We start from the raw sequence: 17,099 nt of genomic DNA, 5'->3' as shown, positions 1-17,099 counted from the left end.
TTTGCATAATTCAAAATCAATTTAGTACCAGTTATAACTTATAAATCTCCTGATTGCTATAGACAATGTGCTCAAAATATATTATGAATTCGCTAAATCTCTCATGGGTAAGATAGTAAGGTAGCTTAGAATAGAGGACAATAGGCACCAGTGCAATATGCACAATAAAATCAGTTCTGCAACAGACAATTAGTACATCTCCTCATTATATTATTGAGATGGATTATGGACCATTTCGATAGGGATATCGGAATAGCTTATTTAAATTCATATCCTGGGCGTTAAGCGTCACCGTTCTACAAGTTGACGTTCCTTAAAAGCAAACTACTGGGTACTAATCATTGACAACATTAACCGGGTCACCCTTCAGACCCTGTACCACATTATCGACAGCTATTTTGATTATGTTGCTTACAGATTCCGGTGTGTTATAACCGACATGGGGTGAGAGAATGACATTATCCATCTTGAGTAAGGGACTATCCGGATGAATCGGTTCTTGATCAAAAACATCTATACCCGCACCCGCCAGATGACCACGTTCAAGTTGCTGGATCAGTGCCGCTGTGTCCACTAATTCTGCACGCGCAGTATTAATAAGCATGCAACCGGGTTTCATCGCTTCAAGCTCCGGTTTGCCAATAATGCCTTGTGTATTATTCGTATAAGGCAAATGCAAGGAAACAATGTCGGAATCATCTAAGAGCTCTTCCAGTTCGACAAACATGACACCAAGCTCTTTCCCTCGTTCGACGCTTGGATTGAACGTCCAACTGATTACTTCCATTCCCATTGCATTACATAATTCGGCCATCCTCTTACCGATTCCACCAATACCGACTAACCCGATCGTCTTCCCTTTTAATTCCATGTTGCTTGTTGATTGATCCCAGTTCCCTTTCCTAATTTTCCTATCGTTTTCAGGGATGTTCTTCGTGAGTGCCATCATCAAGGCCAATGCGTGCTCGGCCACGGCATTATCACCGTATGCTGGTGTATTGGTCACAATGATTCCTTTTTTGCGTGTGTATTCCAAATCAATGAAATTTCTTACGCCATAACCGGTGAAAGAGATCATTTTCAAATTTTCGCATGCCCGGATCACTTCATTTGAAATCCCCCAACCAAGCAACAAAGCATCTGCATATTGAACTCTACGTATAAATTCCTCATCCGTTTTTGGCCTCTCGTCGTAGATTTCAAACTCGGCAACACTTTCTAGCTTCATAATTAAATCTTCCGTCAGCAAACTTTTCATATTAGAATCCGCATCAGGAAATACGATTCGTAACAATTAAATCACCTTCTATTCTAGTTTTCTCCCGTACTGTTCCACCAAGTTAATAGCGCTTCATATATAGCAAATGGAGCTGATACTAAAATGTGCCAGCCTCCAAGTCTGTTGAAAAAAATAACGGTAGAAATAAAAGCAATGTTTGAATACATAAAATCTTGTACTCTTAGAATTATTTTCTCTCAGTCTTTCATTCTCCACGTTTATATACATATTAGAAGTTTGCGGGTAGATCCTCTTCCTCTTCTTCCTCGACTTGCTCTTTTTGATCCAAGGATTGTTTGTGTTCTTTATATAACTCCTTAACAACCTTTGGAGCAGTCCATAAATTTGTAAATAACAATATGGAAACAGGTACAGCGGTAGCGACAATGAAGGATTGTAAAGCACCAATTCCTCCTTCACCAAATGCCACTAGGATGACTGCCACTAACCCCATCACTATCGCCCAAAAAGCCCGTAACATCTTCTGTGGATTATCATTACCCGTGATTGCAATCGAAATGGATAATGACATCGCATCCGCAGAAGTTATGACAAATATGATGGTGGAAAATAGAAACAAATAGGACAAAATAGTGCCTAAAGGAAGTTGCTGTGAAATCGCGATCATCGCTGCCGGCTCTCCAGCAACACTTAGCGCATCAGAAATCACTCCAGGATTATTCAATTCATAGAATATGCCTGTACCACCGACGACAGTGAACCAGAAGTTCATCAATAATGGCGCTAGTACTGCGATCGTCAGGACCAACTCCCTGATTGTTCTCCCTCTTGAGATGGAGCTCACGAAGACCGCCATCATCGGACCGTATCCTAAAAACCATCCAAAGAAGAAGACTGTCCAACCTCCAAGCCAATCCGGTGCCCCTTGGAAAGTACTCATTGCCGGAATACTTTGCAGATATAAACCGAGCCCGCCGATAAACTCATTAACAATAAATATCCCTGGGCCTAACAGAAATATAAAAACAAACAACACAATCACCAAGAGCACGTTGAAGCGGCTAAGAAGTTGAATACCCCTCGTCACACCTGAAACAACGGATATTGTCGCAACGACTACAAGTCCCACGATGATGAGGGTATGGGTCAAGAAATTGTTCGGAATCCCAAATAGAGCATTAAATGCATATCCGCCTTGGAGTCCAAGAAATCCGATGGGACCGATAGTCCCTGCAGCAACGGCAATAATCGAAAAAGTATCTGTAAAGGCCCCTACTCCGCCTTTATTCATTATTTTGTCGCCAAAAATCGGGTAGAGAAGCGAGCGTGGTTTAAGGGGAGCACCCTTATCGTAGTGAGCATACATTAAGATAATTACACTTAAAGTCCCGTTAATTGCCCATGACAGAAAACCCCAATGCAGAAAACTTTGTGCCAGGGCTGGAGAAACTGCTTCAGCTGTGCCAGATTCTATATCACCAAAAAAAGGCGGTGTACTTAGAAAGTGGTACATCGGTTCAGCTGCAGCCCAAAAAATGCCACCTGCAGCCATTAACGTCGTCCCGATTATCGCTGCCCATCTAAAGTAACCCATGTCGGGTTTTGCTTGTTTACCTAATCTGATATCCCCATATTTCGAGAATGCTATAATAATGGCTAAGATGAACGTCGCCAATAAAAGAATCTGCCAAAATGAACCGAAGTATTTCACAGAAAAAGCAAATGAATCGTTAACAAAGTTCCCCACTAAATCTCTATTTATCACATATGCGATGATAAACAATACAAAAAATCCGCCACTTAACGCAAATACTGTCCAGTCAAGACTAGGTTTACCACTATCGTTTTTTTTCAAGAGAAGTCCCCCTAAGGAATTATTCTACAACCTACACAACTCAACATTTTCATCTCTTCAATCGGAATCTCTACTGGTGTTGTCATCTTTTATAATGCGTGATCGGCTTTGTATGAATATATTTCCATCCCCCTTTTCTTGAGTTCCTCAAAGAAAGGTTTCGTTTCGATGCATTTTTCAGGAGGGAATACCCCTTTATTCTTCACTTCACCACGTGCAAGCATTTGTGCGACGATGGAAGGTGGCAGGCTTGTCTTCAACGCGCCAGCTGGAATATTCCATTTCTTTTGAGTGCCTACATAAACTTCAACTACAACTTTTTCATCACTGCCATCTTTCGTTCCAGCCACATCGACTCGAGTAACGCTATATTGCTCCTTATCAACTTTTGGCTGTTCCAATCGATTTACAACAGACAATAAAGCTTTTCTCGGTGCTACTTGAACCCCACCCATATCGATCGGTTCCGTACTACCGAAGCCAAGCTCCACCAGAAACTTGACTTTTTCGTGGAATTCTTCTGGTAAAGCGATACTGAATGTCGTATTTTTACACCCGAGTTCTTTAAACGATTCATATAGCGTAACCGGTTCTGGATGTATCGTATAAACTGGATGGGTCACACCGATAGGGTCCTTGAACTCGACCTTTCTCGATGAAATCGGGTCTATTTCCGTCACAACGCCATCCTTTACGACAACAGGATTCAACGTATATTCATCAATTATCGTATCCAACATGTAAGGCGGAACCAATGGAGATGTATAATTCGTAAAGTCCCTCATTCCGATGATAATATCGATGTCAGAAACGGTATCGAGTTGTTCCACCCCAGCAAGTGCCATCATATTGGAAATTCCAGGCCCACTACCCATCCCCAACACAGCTGTTTTGCCCTTAGATTTAAATTCAGCATGCAATTCTAACTGCTGCTTCGTTTCTTCCGGCCATGCACCAAGGTCTACATAATGGACACCCGCTACCGCAGCCGCCTTTGTAACATTCGGACAAAATACAGCAGGTCCGCTATTGATGACCACGTCGAAGTCTTTTATTATTTCTACTGTACTGTCTTCATCCAACACATTAACCTTTTCCGCGGTTAATCGAGGGTCACCTATTTCTTTGATTCTCTCTTCTGCTTTACCCACAAGAATATCAGCGACCATCACCTCGTTTATTTGGTCATTTTCCAGTAGATCATAAATCGTTCCCAAGGCTTGTACTCCTGCCCCTCCAATAATGATTACTCTCATTCCATTTTCCTCCCTTTAATGTGCTTTTACTTTTCCATTTGTCTTTTAAATCAATTTGATTACCGATAATTTCCTATTATCTGACTTATTAACCCGCATTGAGCTTCAATTTACAAGCTTTTCGTCTTCCAACAAATTTTTCAAGTCCAGGCGAATCGTGTCCATATGGGCTTTCACAATCTCTATGCCCTTGACTGTATCCCTTGTCGTTATCGCTTCAATGATTCCAAAGTGATGTTGTTGAGCAATATCAATACTGAAAGGATATAGTCTTGTCAAACTAAACAGTATTCGATCTGAAAGGTCGTGAACGGAATTCAATAAAACATAAAACACATCATTTTGAGTTGCTTTTGCCAGTTCAATATGAAAATTTGCATCCTCTTCCACAAATTCACTGATGCTGTTTCGTTTTTCCTCCATATTTTTATAGCACTGTTTCAACACATAAATATTTTTCTCAGTTGCCTTTTCAATAGCCTTTTGAACAATGATCAACTCCAATTCCTCACGTACCTCTATAATATCTTCAAGACCTGATTCAGAAATATTTAAAACCCTTTCCAAAGAATCGGTAATATGAGTGGGATTGGGTTTAGTTACAAATGCCCCCTTGCCAACCAGGACTTTTACATATCCTTTTTCCTTTAATATTTTTATTGCCTCTCTCACCACATTTCGGCTGACCTCATACTCTATTGACAATTCTCTTTCCGAAGGCAATTTCTCATTAAGTTTGATTTCGCCTTTAACTATTTTTTCCTCGATGCTTAATACGACCTTTTGATATAAAGAGTCTCTCAATCAATCACCTCCTCATTTAAGCTGCAATAGATGATAGGCAGGGTCATTGACCAAAACATAAGTTCAACTATCGCCTAGAGAGAATGTATTTTCTCTTAATTACTACACCATCCAATCACTTGGAAAGCGTTTACATTTTTGTTTCTATGTTAGGTTTATTAAATCTTATCCTACCGGTAGAACAGGTTTTCAATAATATAACACGATAGAAAGCAAAACACAATATGGAATATTTATTTTTTTGTTTATTTAAAGTTTATTGCGAATATTAGAGTGTCAATTAAGGTAATCGCTTAGCAGTGTAATTCTCCTAGTTCCTAACTATTAACACATAGATAACTAGATTAATGTTAGAATCCTCTTGAACACAAATAACTTACTTTTAGATGTTACATGTAATCAATTCGTAATTCCATCTCTTTTTTTCCTACTCTAAATCACGTTATGCAACTTGCACTAACAATTAAAATTTGTTTGTTCCTCTATTAACACTACTCTTCAACTTAACCCGTTTAATTTTTCAGAAAACAAATTTAAAGTTAGATGAAAATTTGTTTACTATGCACATTGCGGTATTCCTGTTTATTATATAAAGTAAAATTAGTTATCTTAATAATCCAAATTATATAATGAGCTATTCATGTAATGAATTAAAATACGGCAGTACTGAAAGCGCTTTATAAACGTAACTTACTTTTTCTAATGAATTGAACAAAATACTTTCATGGGGGTTATATCAATGAATAACACGGTAAAAGTCCATAACAAGGTTGGCCTGGAAAAACTATTCAGCCCACTGAAAATAGGAAAAAAAGAAGTGAAGAATAGAATTGTATCTACCGCCCATGCTGTAGGATTTGACGACGGTATTTTAAATGAACGACATGTCCGCTATCATGAACGTAAAGCGGAAGGTGGAACTGGGTTAATCATGACTTTTGGTTCTGCCAGCGTTTATAAGGAGTCATCGGCTTCCTATGGTTCTGTTAGTCTTTGGAACCCTTTAAATGAACCTTACTTAAGAGACCTTGCGGATCGAGTGCATGCACACGGAGCGTTGATCATGTCACAAGCTACTCATATGGGACGGCGTGGTACATCAGTTGCAGACGGACGTCCGGTTCATGCCCCTTCCGCCGTTCCAGAAGGAGTTCATCGTGAGATACCACATGTCATGCGTACGGAAGAAATACCACCGATCATTGAAGCTTTTGCCGATTCAGCGGCACGGCTGGAAAGGTGCGGATGGGACGGGATGGAAATCACATCCTTTGGCGGACATCTCATTGAGCAATTTTGGAGTCCGTTGATCAATAATCGGACAGACCGCTATGGCGGGGACTTTGAAGGTCGGATGCGGTTTTCCATTGAAGTGGTTGAAGCTGTGAGAGCTGCTGTTTCTAGTGACTTTATCATTAGTTTCAGAATGGCAGGATACCTTCACACAGAAGAAGTGGGTCTCGATGAGGACGACATGCTGAAGATTGCTAAAAGGTTGGACGAGCTTGGTTGTATCGATGTGTTTAATATCAGTGGCGGTACAGGAGCAACTTACAAGTCTCAAGCCGCTTTCGTACCAGGAGATACGTTCGACCGCGGGACATTCAATCACATATCAAAAAGGATGAAAGAAGAACTTTCCGTTCCTGTTCTCGTAGCAGGCCGTATTTTGGACCCTACGCAAGCTGAAGAGGCTTTAGTGAATGATGAATGTGATCTTGTAGGAATGACAAGGGCGATTATCGCCGACCCGGATTTGCCGAACCTTGCCCAAAAGGGGGAGATTTCCAGAATCAGACCTTGCATAGCATGTAATGAGTGTATCGGCCGACTTTACAATGGAATGTCCATGAACTGCGCAGTTAATCCTGCAATTCTAGATGATTCCCTGGATGATTTCCGTGCGATTAAAGATAAGCGCAGAGTAGTCGTTGTAGGTGGTGGACCGGCAGGAATGGAGGCGGCGCGGGTTGCTGCCACACGTGGACATGATGTCATTCTTTTAGAACGTACAGAAACGCTTGGAGGAAAGGTCTCATCCGCTTCCATTGCGAGAGAACGTCCTCACTACGGCAGGCATAATGAGTGGCTGAAAATGGAACTCGAACGACTCGATGTGGAAATACACACAAACACAGAAGGAACATTTGATAGTATCATGGAATATCAACCTGATTCAGTTGTACTTGCTATCGGTTCAACTTCTATCTTGCCTAATGGAGTAAATACTGGGGATGAGCGTTTTGTGACGGACGCCGATCTACTAAATAAAAAAGTGAATTTAGATTCCAATAGTAAAGTACTCGTTTATGATCGGGAAGGCAAATACAGAGGTGGCAGCATAGCTAATTTCGCAGTAGAAGAAGGAGCTATCGACGTTGAACTCGCTTCACCTTTATGGTCCGTCTGTCATGATCTCGATGAAATGCAGAAGGCTGAAATGTACCGGTTTTTCGCCAAAAATAATGTGAAGCTTTCGCCTAATACGGAGCTTTCCGTTCAAGATGAGAACCAGCTTTTCCTAAGAGATATTTGGTCCGGTCACAAACGAGCTGTAGAAGAAGATAAGATCATTGTTTTGGTTGGGTTTGAAACTGGAGAAAACAGCCTTTACGAAGAACTGAAATCCAATGCTCCGGATATGGATGTCGATCTTGTCGGGGATGCGCTTTCGCCTAGACGGCTAAGTGTTGCTGTGTCGGAGGGGGTTCGTGTGGGGAATAGGTTGTAGAGAATCAATTTATTTCTGTATAGTCATTTAGCGATCTGCTTCATGTATTCTGTAATCGACACAAACGACTTATTACGTGAAAAAGCCAATGAACGGAAAACTGTTCATTGGCTTTTTCTATTTCTACTATTATATAGTGCATAGTATTTTTCTACCCATTCATCTAATCTGGCATTCTTAGTACAGACACTATGACTGTTTCTATGTTCTCTACTGTTTATACCGACTACTGTTAACTACCATCCTTAAACCTTGAACCTTATCGAAACCATCTTCTCTTCCAAATAATCATTCAGTCCATGATGACCGCCTTCTCTTCCCATTCCACTCTCTTTCACACCGCCAAATGGAGCCTGCACGGTAAATGGTAATGGATCGTTTACTCCAATCATTCCATACTCTATTCCCTCTGTAATACGAATGATTCGTGACATATCATTAGTGTAGACATACGAGGCCAGCCCATATTGTTCATGATTCACTTTTTCCAAAATAGCTTCCTCGGTTTCAAAAGAAATTATTGGAGCAACCGGACCGAATGTTTCATCGCTATATATCAGCATGTCTTCGGAGACTTCACCAAGTACTGTAGGCATGAAAAAGTTACCATTGTCATACTCGCCACCAGTCAACCGCTCCCCACCGACGAGAACTTTAGCGCCTTTCTCTTTTGCGTCCTTCACTTGCGCCAACACTTTCGCTAATGCTTGTTCATCTACTAGAGGACCAACATTAGTATCTTGATTAAAGCCATTTCCAGTTTTTAATTTGGAAACTCTTTCTGCCAGTTTCTGAGAAAAGGTTTCTAGAATTGATGATTGGACATATATACGGTTTGTAGATGTACACATTTGTCCAGAGCATCGGAATTTTGTTCGTAGCAAGCCATCTATAGCATCATCTAGGTCAGCATCATCAAAAACAATGAACGGAGCATGTCCACCAAGTTCCATGGAAACTCTTTTAACTGTTTTAGCTGAACCCTCTATTAGGCGCTTTCCAACGGATGTAGAGCCTGTAAAGGTGATTTTCCGGACCTCAGGGCTATTCATGAATGTTTCCGAGACTGTAGAAGCTTTTGCTATTACTAGATTCAATACACCTGCCGGTACACCAACTTCATCGAATATCTTAAATAATTCTACGGCACATTGCGGTGTCTGTGATGCAGGCTTTACTACCACAGTACATCCCACTGCTAGTGCCGGTCCGAGTTTTCTTGCTAGCATGGAGATTGGAAAATTCCATGGTGTGATCGCCCCAACTACCCCAATAGGTTGCTTCATAACCATAATCCGTTTATCCGCACTGCTAGAGGGGATTGTTTCCCCATAAACCCGTTTTGCTTCTTCACTATACCACCGGAAATAATCAATGGATTGCTGAACCTCCCCCATAGAATCTCCAATTGGTTTTCCCATTTCTCTTGTGATCATAGAAGCTAACAATTCCTTCTTGTCTGTCATTTTGTCTGCTATCGCCAGTAAAATATTGGAGCGCTCTTGCGCAACTAATTTTGACCATGCTGGAAAGCTTGCTTTGGCAGCATCAATCGCTTGTTGCACATGAGAGGCATCTCCAAGAGGTACCTCAGATACAATTTCATTAGTTGCTGGACTCTTTACTACTAGTGTATGCTCTGTCTGAATCCATTTTCCATTAATATACACTTCTTCACTCTCCCTAAAATTCTTTTATTTAAGTGTTGTTTCAACCGCACTAACCGCATCATCAAAAATAGAAATAATATCTTTTATTTCTTCCTTAGTAATTGATAAAGGAGGTGCGATTGCAATAATATCTGTACCTTCATACGTTACAGACCTAACAATCAGGTTTCTTTTCAAGCATTCCTGTACAACCTTGCCTGCTACTCCCTGTGTTGCATCGAACCTCGTATTCTTATCCCTATCTGCCAGCAACTCAAACGCGCCCAACAAGCCCACATTTCGTACTCTTCCTACAGACCAATGTTTTTCCTCTAAATACTTTAACCCTTTTTCCAGTTCTTGCCCCATTTCGGCTGCGTTTTCAATCAGCCTTTCTTCTTCAATCAACTCTATATTTTTGAGAGCTACTGCACATCCGACTGGATGACCACTATAAGTAAAACCGTGGAAAAGTGTCCCCTTAGAATACTTAATAAGTTCTCTATGAATTTCATCATTAATCATAACTGCACCTAATGGTACATATCCACTTGAAATTCCTTTCGCAATGGTCATCACGTCAGGAACAACATCCCAATGTTCTAGACCAAACATCTTACCTGTACGTCCAAATCCTGTAATAACCTCATCAGCAATAAATAGCACGCCATATTCGTCACATATATTACGGATTTCCTCGAAATATTTTTCCGGAGGGACAATAATGCCACCAGCCCCTTGAATAGGTTCCGCCATAAAAGCAGCAATGGTCTCCGGCCCTTCGGATTCAATCATCTTACGAACTTCTTGGGCAGCTTTCATTAGATCTTCCTCCGTGAATTCTCCTTCTACGATATAAGGAGTCGGTGCATAAAGGAAGTCCGGTGCCAAGGATGTCGTCATCGCATGAAACTCGGGTATACCCGTGGCGCTCGTAGAACCCATTGATACACCATGGTAGCCTCGTTTACGGGTGATGACTTTCTTTCTTTCCGGAAAGCCTTTCACCTTCCAGTAGTGACGGACAAGCTTAATAGCTGAATCATTCGCTTCCGAACCCCCGGACGTAAAGAAACTGACATTTAAATTACCAGGTGCTAGGTCAGCCAATTTTTTTGCAAGACGAATAGCTGGTTCATGCGAAAAGCCGGAAAAAGTGGAGCTGAATGCTAATTTGTTCATTTGTTCGGCTGCAACTTCAGCCAGTTCTTTTCTTCCATGGCCGATATTTACGTTCCACAAGGAAGACATGCCATCAATATACATATCCCCTTCCATATCCTTCAGATATATTCCGTTACCTTCCGTGAATACTAATGGTGCTCCAGTTTTCTGTTGAGCCTGAATTGAAGATGTTGGATGTAAGAAATGTTTTTTATCTAATTCTATCAATTCGGCTTTATTACTTAATGTTTGTTCCATTTTAATCTCTCCATTCAATAATAATTTGTATTTCAATTTCTTTGTCATTAAGCTATTTGATTGTCTATCCATATAAATAATTCAAAATCTATTACTCGAAGTCCCCATTTATAAATTTATTCTTGAATAATATCCTCATCATATAATTTTTATCGTTATCCATTGTTGGTCGGCTCTTAAACGCTCGATCAACCACCTCCTAACACTGGTAGGACCGGTAATACCGGTAATACCATCCAGGAAACATTCTTATTCTAATGATTCAATAAGAATGCCATATAATCTTAAAGTCAAAATAATAATTAACACAAAAATATCTAATCTGATATAGGTATGATAACCACTAATTCAATATAGATTTATAGTGAATTAGTTTGGTATGTTCTTATCTTGCTTAATTTTAAATCACTCCTCTACCTTTTAATATTTCGATTTCATCTCGTAATACTTGCATATGTGCGTTCATTATATCTAGAGCAAGAGCTTCATTCCTTTCCTCAATTGCTAAGACTAATTTCAAATGATGTTCCTGTGCTTGTTCTACACTCTCAGGGATTAATTTAGTAAACTCAAAAAACACATGTTGGGTCATTTCAATAAATGTCTGTAGTAATACAACATAGAGCGGGTTCTTTGAAGACTCAGCCAAACTGAGATGGAAACGTTCATCTAACTTAACAAATCGAGTGATATTCATTTTATTTTCATCCATACTTTCATAGATTTCATTCAATTTTCTTATATCGTCTGGTGATGCCCTCTTGATCACGTTCTTTATAATAGAAAGCTCTAATCCTTCCCGTACTTCAAGGATATTTTCAAGCGTTGTATTATAATTGCTCATTACTCTTTTGATTGTTTCCGTTATCATGGTTGGATCGGGTTTTGTGATGTAGGAACCTTTACCTGCATATACCGTAACCAGTCCTTCGTCACGTAATACACTAATCGCTTCACGGATAACATTTCTGCTGACATTATATTCAATAGAAAGCTCTCTTTCAGAAGGTAATTTTTCACCTTCCTCTAAAACACCTTCGTTAATTTTATCTTTGATACTAGCTACTACTTCAATATATAAAGGATTCATTCGAACCTCCTGTTAATGCATCGCTTTATTTGTTTAATAACCCCTCTTTACAATGTTATCAAAACTAATCCGATATTTTAATTCCTTACCCTCTTTAAAGAGATTTAAATTCTCAGAAAACACATCGATACAGCGATCATTGTATTTGTCCGTTAATGATGCAATATGAGGAGAAATAAATACATTGTTCAAATCCCATAAAGGACTGGTTGCCGGTAAAGGTTCCTCATCGAAAACATCAAGAGCAGCACCTTTGATTCTTCGTTTTAACAGATTATCTATCAAGGCATCCGTGTCAATTAATGATCCTCTGCCCACATTTATAATAAAGCAATTGTTTTTCATACTTTTGAATTCTTCTTCTCCTATACAGTGGTATGTATCTTTTGTTGCAGGCAGGATCAACACAACGAAATCACTTTTACCTAACACGATGTGCTTATCTTCCATCTTATAGGTTTCATCAAAGTGCTCTATGGATTTCCCAGAAGTGTTGACCCCGATCACTTGCATACTCAAAGCCTTTAGTTTTTTTGCGATATCGCGTCCAACTGATCCCGTCCCAAATACAGCAACTGTTTTTCCATGCGCTTCTTCGATTCTCGGTTCTCGTTCATCCCAATATTTAGCATGTTTACTTGCCAAAAATCGCGGAATATCACGAACCGAGTATAGAATCATACTGAGAACATATTCACCAATTGGTATACCATGAATATCTTTCGTATGAGTAAGCGTTATGTCTCGTTTTAAGATGTCATCGATAGGCAGATGCTCTATCCCTGTTTGAAAAATATGGATCCACTTTAAATTTTCCATTCGGTCTAACATCTCATTTTGAATATCATATCCAAACGTAATAAATATCTCTGCCTTGTCGTAAGGGACAGTATGCGTATTAGAGTGTATGTCTTCAGTGAAATAAATCTTATCATTTAACGATTTCAGCTTTTTCATTTGTTCATCTGTTAGTTGAGGTATCGAGCAAATAATCAACATCCACACTCCTTTTTAACTATTGTAATTCTATAAAATGAGGAGATACTCGATATATCCCTCTTCAAACAACTATGGTCATTCCTCAGCCGGAAACCATCCTGTAATGGATGGTTCGGCTGACAATAAAAGGTTCCGTTTGTGTCTGTCTGTTAATTTGATATCCTTAGTTATTCAACAAATTTATTTCGAACTTTCCAAACTTGCAACTTCCTTTTCCTCTTGTACTCTGCGTCTCTTATTTAACGCGATTAATGTAATCATTTCGTAAATCGTGTTTGAGGCTGCGATTGCGGTAAGTTGCCCACTGTCATAAGCTGGGAGGACTTCGACCAAATCAAAGCCTACAAAATTAATATCTTTCAACTTCTGGATGAATTCTATTCCTTGTACCGTTGTTGCGCCGCCTACTTCAGGCGTGCCAGTTCCTGGAGCGTAAACAGGATCATAGAAATCAATATCAAAAGATAGAAATGCTTTGTGATTGCCGACCCTCTCATAAATCTGCCTTACCACTTCATCCGTACCTAATTCCCGAACCTCTCTCATTGTTATAATTTTAAATCCTAATTCCCTTGCATCATCCAAATCATTTGGTGTCACCATAGATCCTCTCATCCCAATGAACACTGAGTTCTCAGGTGAAATCAAGCCTTCTTCCAAGGCTCTCTTGAATGGTGTTCCATGGGTATACTGCTCACCGTAAAGAGCCTCCGAAGTGTCTGTATGAGAATCAAATAATATTAAAGATAAAGGTCCATGTTTTTTAGCTGCTGCACGTAAACTGCCCAATGTAATGGAATGATCGCCCCCTAATATGACTGGAGTAATATCGGCATTGAAAAGAGGTTCCAAACCTAATTCAATATTTTCATAGGTTCTATGGATGTTGCCCGGTATAACATCAATATCCCCATAATCTATTCCAGAACAGTATTCATAGATATCGATATCCTGCACACCATTATATGGTCTAAGTAAAGAAGAAAAGTCTCTAATATGGCTCGGCCCTAGTCTGGCACCTGTTCTAAACGATTGGCCGGTGTCAAACGGCACCCCTACTATCGCAAAGTCGGCTTCTACTGTTTCGTTGACATAAGGGAGTCTCATGAACGTTCTAATTCCACAAAAGCGTGGTGATTCCAAAGAACTTTTTGGCTTATACATGTTATATCCTCCTAAGGTTTATAATATGAAATCTACTCTACAAATTTATTTAGCCAGATTCGGCAATAATAGAGATAGACTTGGTACATAAGATATGATAAAGAGACAAATGATTAATGTAATAATCAATGGCACTGCCGCAATAGAAACCTTTTCGATGGATACCTTTCCAACTGCAGCAGCTATAAATAAATTAGCCCCGATTGGCGGCGTAACAAATCCTATAGCTAAATTAACGACCAATATCACTCCAAAATGAACGGGATCAATCCCGAATTGAACGGCAATTGGAAGTAAAATAGGTGTTAGGACGACTAAGGCAGCGATTGTATCTACCACCGCTCCTACGAAAAGCAGAAAAATATTGATCAATAATAATATAATAATAGGGTTATCTGATATTAATAAAATTGTCTCCGCGATGGTATGTGGTACCCTTTCAATCGTCAAAAGGTATGCGAAAGCAATTGAGACCCCTATCATATACATGGTAACTCCGGTTATTGAGATTGTTTCTAGTAAGCTTTCTTTAATACCCTGCCACTTCAATTCTTTATGAGCAAACACTCCAACCAGGAATGCGTAAACAACTGCTACAGCTGCTGCTTCGGTTGCTGTAAAAAAGCCACCGTATATTCCACCTAAAATCAATATAGGAGCAAATAGAGCCCACTTCGCATCTAAGACAGCTTTTAAAAAAGACTTCCAAGATACAGCCTCATAGTCTGATTCTTCAACGATATCTTTATTTTTTTTGAGAACGAAATAAGACGCAATCATTAAAGCAATTCCTATAAGGATACCAGGTATGATCCCCGCCAAAAATAAAGAACCAATTGAAACCCCGCCCATAACACCAAATAATACAAACGGAATACTTGGAGGAATGACAATCCCGATTGCTCCGGCGGATGCTGTAATAGCAGCAGCAAAACCTTCCCCATATTTTTTTGCACGCATTTCAGGAATAATTGCTGATCCAATTGCTGCTACAGTGGCATTTCCTGATCCTGATATAGCCGAGAAGAACATACAAGCCACTACTGTTATATAAGCTAGGGCACCACTTAACCAGCCCACAAGCTGCCCAGCAAGGTGGAGCAACTTCTTCGATACTCCACCTTTTCCCATTAGGATGCCAGCGAGCATGAAGAATGGGATGGCCATTAATGGATAAGAATCGAGCCCTGAAAACGATTGCAAAATGAACGTAGAAAAGTTCACATCAGATACAGTCATCATTGTTAGAACTGTAGAAAGACCAATCGCAATACCTATAGGTACACTCATTAATAGAAATATAAATAAACTTCCGAATAACACAATCGTTGTCATATTCCACCTCTTTTATTGCCTCTAAAGAGAAAGTATACTTGTTGAATTAGTCTGATCGTCATCAAAAGTCCTCCTACAGGTATCGCTAAATATGCAATCCACATTGGCATGCCGATGGAAGGGCTTGTTTGACCTGATGATTGTATACCGAGAATGACATTTGTGCCTTCTATCGCCAGGAATATTGCAAAGAGGAACCATAAGATTAAAACAACTAATTCAATATATTTTTGTACGGTTGGCGAAAATCTATCTTTTAAAAATTCTATTCTAAGGTGTTCCTGTCTCCTGATCGAATAACTTACACTAATCCACGCAACCCAAATTAATATATACCGGGCAATCTCTTCACTCCAAGCAAATGAATAATTAAGAAAGTATCGAGACAGAACTTGTACAAAAACGATTAGGACGAGGATGATTAAACTGATGATTAAAACCCATTCCTCTAGTTTTTTATCTAAAAAACTTTTTATGTCCATAGTACCCCTCAATCCTATTTAATCTTTATTTAGAACCTTGAGCTAAATCTATTAAATCTTTTCCAATAACGTCTTCGTATTTATCGTAAATCGGCTGTAATCGTTCTCTAAATACACTTTTCTCTTCTTCAGTAACTTCATTAACTTGCATACCTAATTCTTTTAACTTCTCCAAACTTTCTAGTTCCTCTTCATGAACTAGACTACGAGTAAATTCAACATAGTTATGTGCAGCCTCTGTTACAATCGTTTTCAAATCATCCGGCAAACTGTCCATGTACTCTTTATTGGCGAAAATTACATCACCCGAATAGATGTGGGATGTAAGAGATAAATAATCCTGGACTTCGTAAAATTGTGTACTGAGAGTTAATCCAATTGTAGACTCTAACGCATCAAATGTCCCTTGTTGAAGCGCTGAGTATACTTCACCGAATCCTAATGGGGATGCATTTGCTCCCAACTCATTAAACATATCTTGAAATAGTTGATTTTCTAACACACGGATTTTTATTCCTTCTAAATCTTCTGGTTTTGTAATTGGCTGTCTGTTATTCAATATATGTCTGAAGCCCAATTCACCGATTCCGAAACCAACCATATCAATTTCAGTCAGTTCATCCATTAATCGATCTTTAAGTTCACCATCAAGGGCAGCATGAGCCTCTTCTCTTGAATTGAAAAGAAACGGTAAATCTAATATCATAAAGGACTCTGCAAACCCTGCCATTGCTGGTGTGGCTACCGAAGCTATTGGAATATCCCCCATTTGAACAGCTTCAACCATGGCTCTTTCAGAACTGTACAACTGACCGTTGGAGAATATATCCACCTTCATTCGTCCCTCGGATTTTTCCTCAACTTCTTCTTTGAAGTTTACCCAAGCCTTATGTGTGGGATCTTCTTCCGATGTAACATGAGGAACTTGAAGGGTGTACGTATCTTCGCCACTAGCTGAACCTTCTGAACCACATGCTGCCATAAAAGCAAGCATCAAGATCATTAAGCTTATCACAATAAATTTACCACTTTTCATTTTTTCGCCCCCATTTATATTTTTTTAACCAGTCTA

At 39.6% G+C, this 17,099-nt stretch carries 13 protein-coding genes; 1 reads left to right on the top strand and 12 read right to left on the bottom strand.

Annotation, left to right across the window (positions count from 1 at the left end):
• Positions 1-334: 334 nt before the first annotated feature.
• The 4 genes from ACFSBH_RS04855 to ACFSBH_RS04840 form a co-directional block, all read right to left on the bottom strand.
• On the bottom strand, positions 335-1,294 hold the full coding sequence (locus ACFSBH_RS04855; protein WP_379596344.1) for a 2-hydroxyacid dehydrogenase: 960 nt from the start codon (positions 1,292-1,294) through the stop codon (positions 335-337).
• 214 nt (positions 1,295-1,508) lie between these two features.
• Entirely contained in the window at positions 1,509-3,095 is a 1,587-nt protein-coding gene (locus tag ACFSBH_RS04850; protein WP_379596342.1) for a BCCT family transporter, read from the bottom strand.
• A gap of 89 nt (positions 3,096-3,184) precedes the next feature.
• Positions 3,185-4,351 (bottom strand): saccharopine dehydrogenase family protein, encoded by a 1,167-nt coding sequence (locus ACFSBH_RS04845; protein WP_379596340.1) that lies wholly within the window; start codon positions 4,349-4,351, stop codon positions 3,185-3,187.
• A 105-nt stretch (positions 4,352-4,456) separates the two neighbouring features.
• Positions 4,457-5,155, bottom strand: coding sequence for a FadR/GntR family transcriptional regulator (locus tag ACFSBH_RS04840; RefSeq protein WP_379596338.1), 699 nt, complete (start codon positions 5,153-5,155; stop codon positions 4,457-4,459).
• Between the two features lie 739 nt (positions 5,156-5,894).
• Between ACFSBH_RS04840 and ACFSBH_RS04835 the strand changes: the two genes are divergently transcribed.
• On the top strand, positions 5,895-7,886 hold the full coding sequence (locus ACFSBH_RS04835) for an FAD-dependent oxidoreductase (protein WP_379596336.1): 1,992 nt from the start codon (positions 5,895-5,897) through the stop codon (positions 7,884-7,886).
• A gap of 245 nt (positions 7,887-8,131) precedes the next feature.
• Here ACFSBH_RS04835 and ACFSBH_RS04830 read toward each other — a convergent pair whose 3' ends face one another.
• The 8 genes from ACFSBH_RS04830 to ACFSBH_RS04795 form a co-directional block, all read right to left on the bottom strand.
• Entirely contained in the window at positions 8,132-9,556 is a 1,425-nt protein-coding gene (locus ACFSBH_RS04830; RefSeq protein ID WP_379596334.1) for an NAD-dependent succinate-semialdehyde dehydrogenase, read from the bottom strand.
• Between the two features lie 24 nt (positions 9,557-9,580).
• Entirely contained in the window at positions 9,581-10,957 is a 1,377-nt protein-coding gene (locus tag ACFSBH_RS04825) for an aminotransferase family protein (protein ID WP_379596332.1), read from the bottom strand.
• Between the two features lie 400 nt (positions 10,958-11,357).
• Positions 11,358-12,047: a FadR/GntR family transcriptional regulator gene (locus ACFSBH_RS04820; RefSeq protein ID WP_379596330.1), complete on the bottom strand. Its 690-nt coding sequence runs from the start codon at positions 12,045-12,047 to the stop codon at positions 11,358-11,360.
• Between the two features lie 33 nt (positions 12,048-12,080).
• Positions 12,081-13,046 carry a D-2-hydroxyacid dehydrogenase gene (locus tag ACFSBH_RS04815; RefSeq protein ID WP_379596328.1) on the bottom strand — a complete coding sequence of 322 codons (966 nt, stop codon included), beginning with the start codon at positions 13,044-13,046 and terminating at the stop codon, positions 12,081-12,083.
• A 180-nt stretch (positions 13,047-13,226) separates the two neighbouring features.
• Positions 13,227-14,210, bottom strand: coding sequence for an agmatinase (gene speB / locus ACFSBH_RS04810; RefSeq protein ID WP_379596326.1), 984 nt, complete (start codon positions 14,208-14,210; stop codon positions 13,227-13,229).
• Between the two features lie 45 nt (positions 14,211-14,255).
• Positions 14,256-15,545: a TRAP transporter large permease gene (locus tag ACFSBH_RS04805; RefSeq protein WP_379596324.1), complete on the bottom strand. Its 1,290-nt coding sequence runs from the start codon at positions 15,543-15,545 to the stop codon at positions 14,256-14,258.
• The gene (locus tag ACFSBH_RS04800; protein ID WP_379596322.1) at positions 15,542-16,027 is read right to left on the bottom strand and encodes a TRAP transporter small permease; all 486 of its coding nucleotides are present in this window, start codon (positions 16,025-16,027) and stop codon (positions 15,542-15,544) included. Before ACFSBH_RS04800 ends, ACFSBH_RS04805 begins: the two co-directional genes overlap by 4 nt.
• Before the next feature lie 25 nt (positions 16,028-16,052).
• A complete protein-coding gene (locus tag ACFSBH_RS04795) occupies positions 16,053-17,063 on the bottom strand; it encodes a DctP family TRAP transporter solute-binding subunit (protein ID WP_379596320.1) in 1,011 nt (336 codons plus the stop codon).
• Positions 17,064-17,099: the final 36 nt, after the last annotated feature.

It is taken from the genome of Oceanobacillus luteolus (assembly GCF_042678205.1).
Lineage (GTDB): Bacteria > Bacillota > Bacilli > Bacillales > Amphibacillaceae > Oceanobacillus > Oceanobacillus luteolus.
Note: the sequence above shows the minus strand (reverse complement) of the source record. Positions and strands in the feature narration are given on the sequence as shown.

Coding starts and splice junctions, on each gene's coding strand:
- ACFSBH_RS04845 (WP_379596340.1), bottom strand. CDS start 4,351: ATGAGAGTAATCATTATTGGAGGGGCAGGAGTACAAGCCTTGGGAACG.
- ACFSBH_RS04835 (WP_379596336.1), top strand. CDS start 5,895: ATGAATAACACGGTAAAAGTCCATAACAAGGTTGGCCTGGAAAAACTA.
- ACFSBH_RS04825 (WP_379596332.1), bottom strand. CDS start 10,957: ATGGAACAAACATTAAGTAATAAAGCCGAATTGATAGAATTAGATAAA.
- ACFSBH_RS04820 (WP_379596330.1), bottom strand. CDS start 12,047: ATGAATCCTTTATATATTGAAGTAGTAGCTAGTATCAAAGATAAAATT.
- ACFSBH_RS04815 (WP_379596328.1), bottom strand. CDS start 13,046: ATGTTGATTATTTGCTCGATACCTCAACTAACAGATGAACAAATGAAA.
- speB (WP_379596326.1), bottom strand. CDS start 14,210: ATGTATAAGCCAAAAAGTTCTTTGGAATCACCACGCTTTTGTGGAATT.
- ACFSBH_RS04805 (WP_379596324.1), bottom strand. CDS start 15,545: ATGACAACGATTGTGTTATTCGGAAGTTTATTTATATTTCTATTAATG.
- ACFSBH_RS04800 (WP_379596322.1), bottom strand. CDS start 16,027: ATGGACATAAAAAGTTTTTTAGATAAAAAACTAGAGGAATGGGTTTTA.
- ACFSBH_RS04795 (WP_379596320.1), bottom strand. CDS start 17,063: ATGAAAAGTGGTAAATTTATTGTGATAAGCTTAATGATCTTGATGCTT.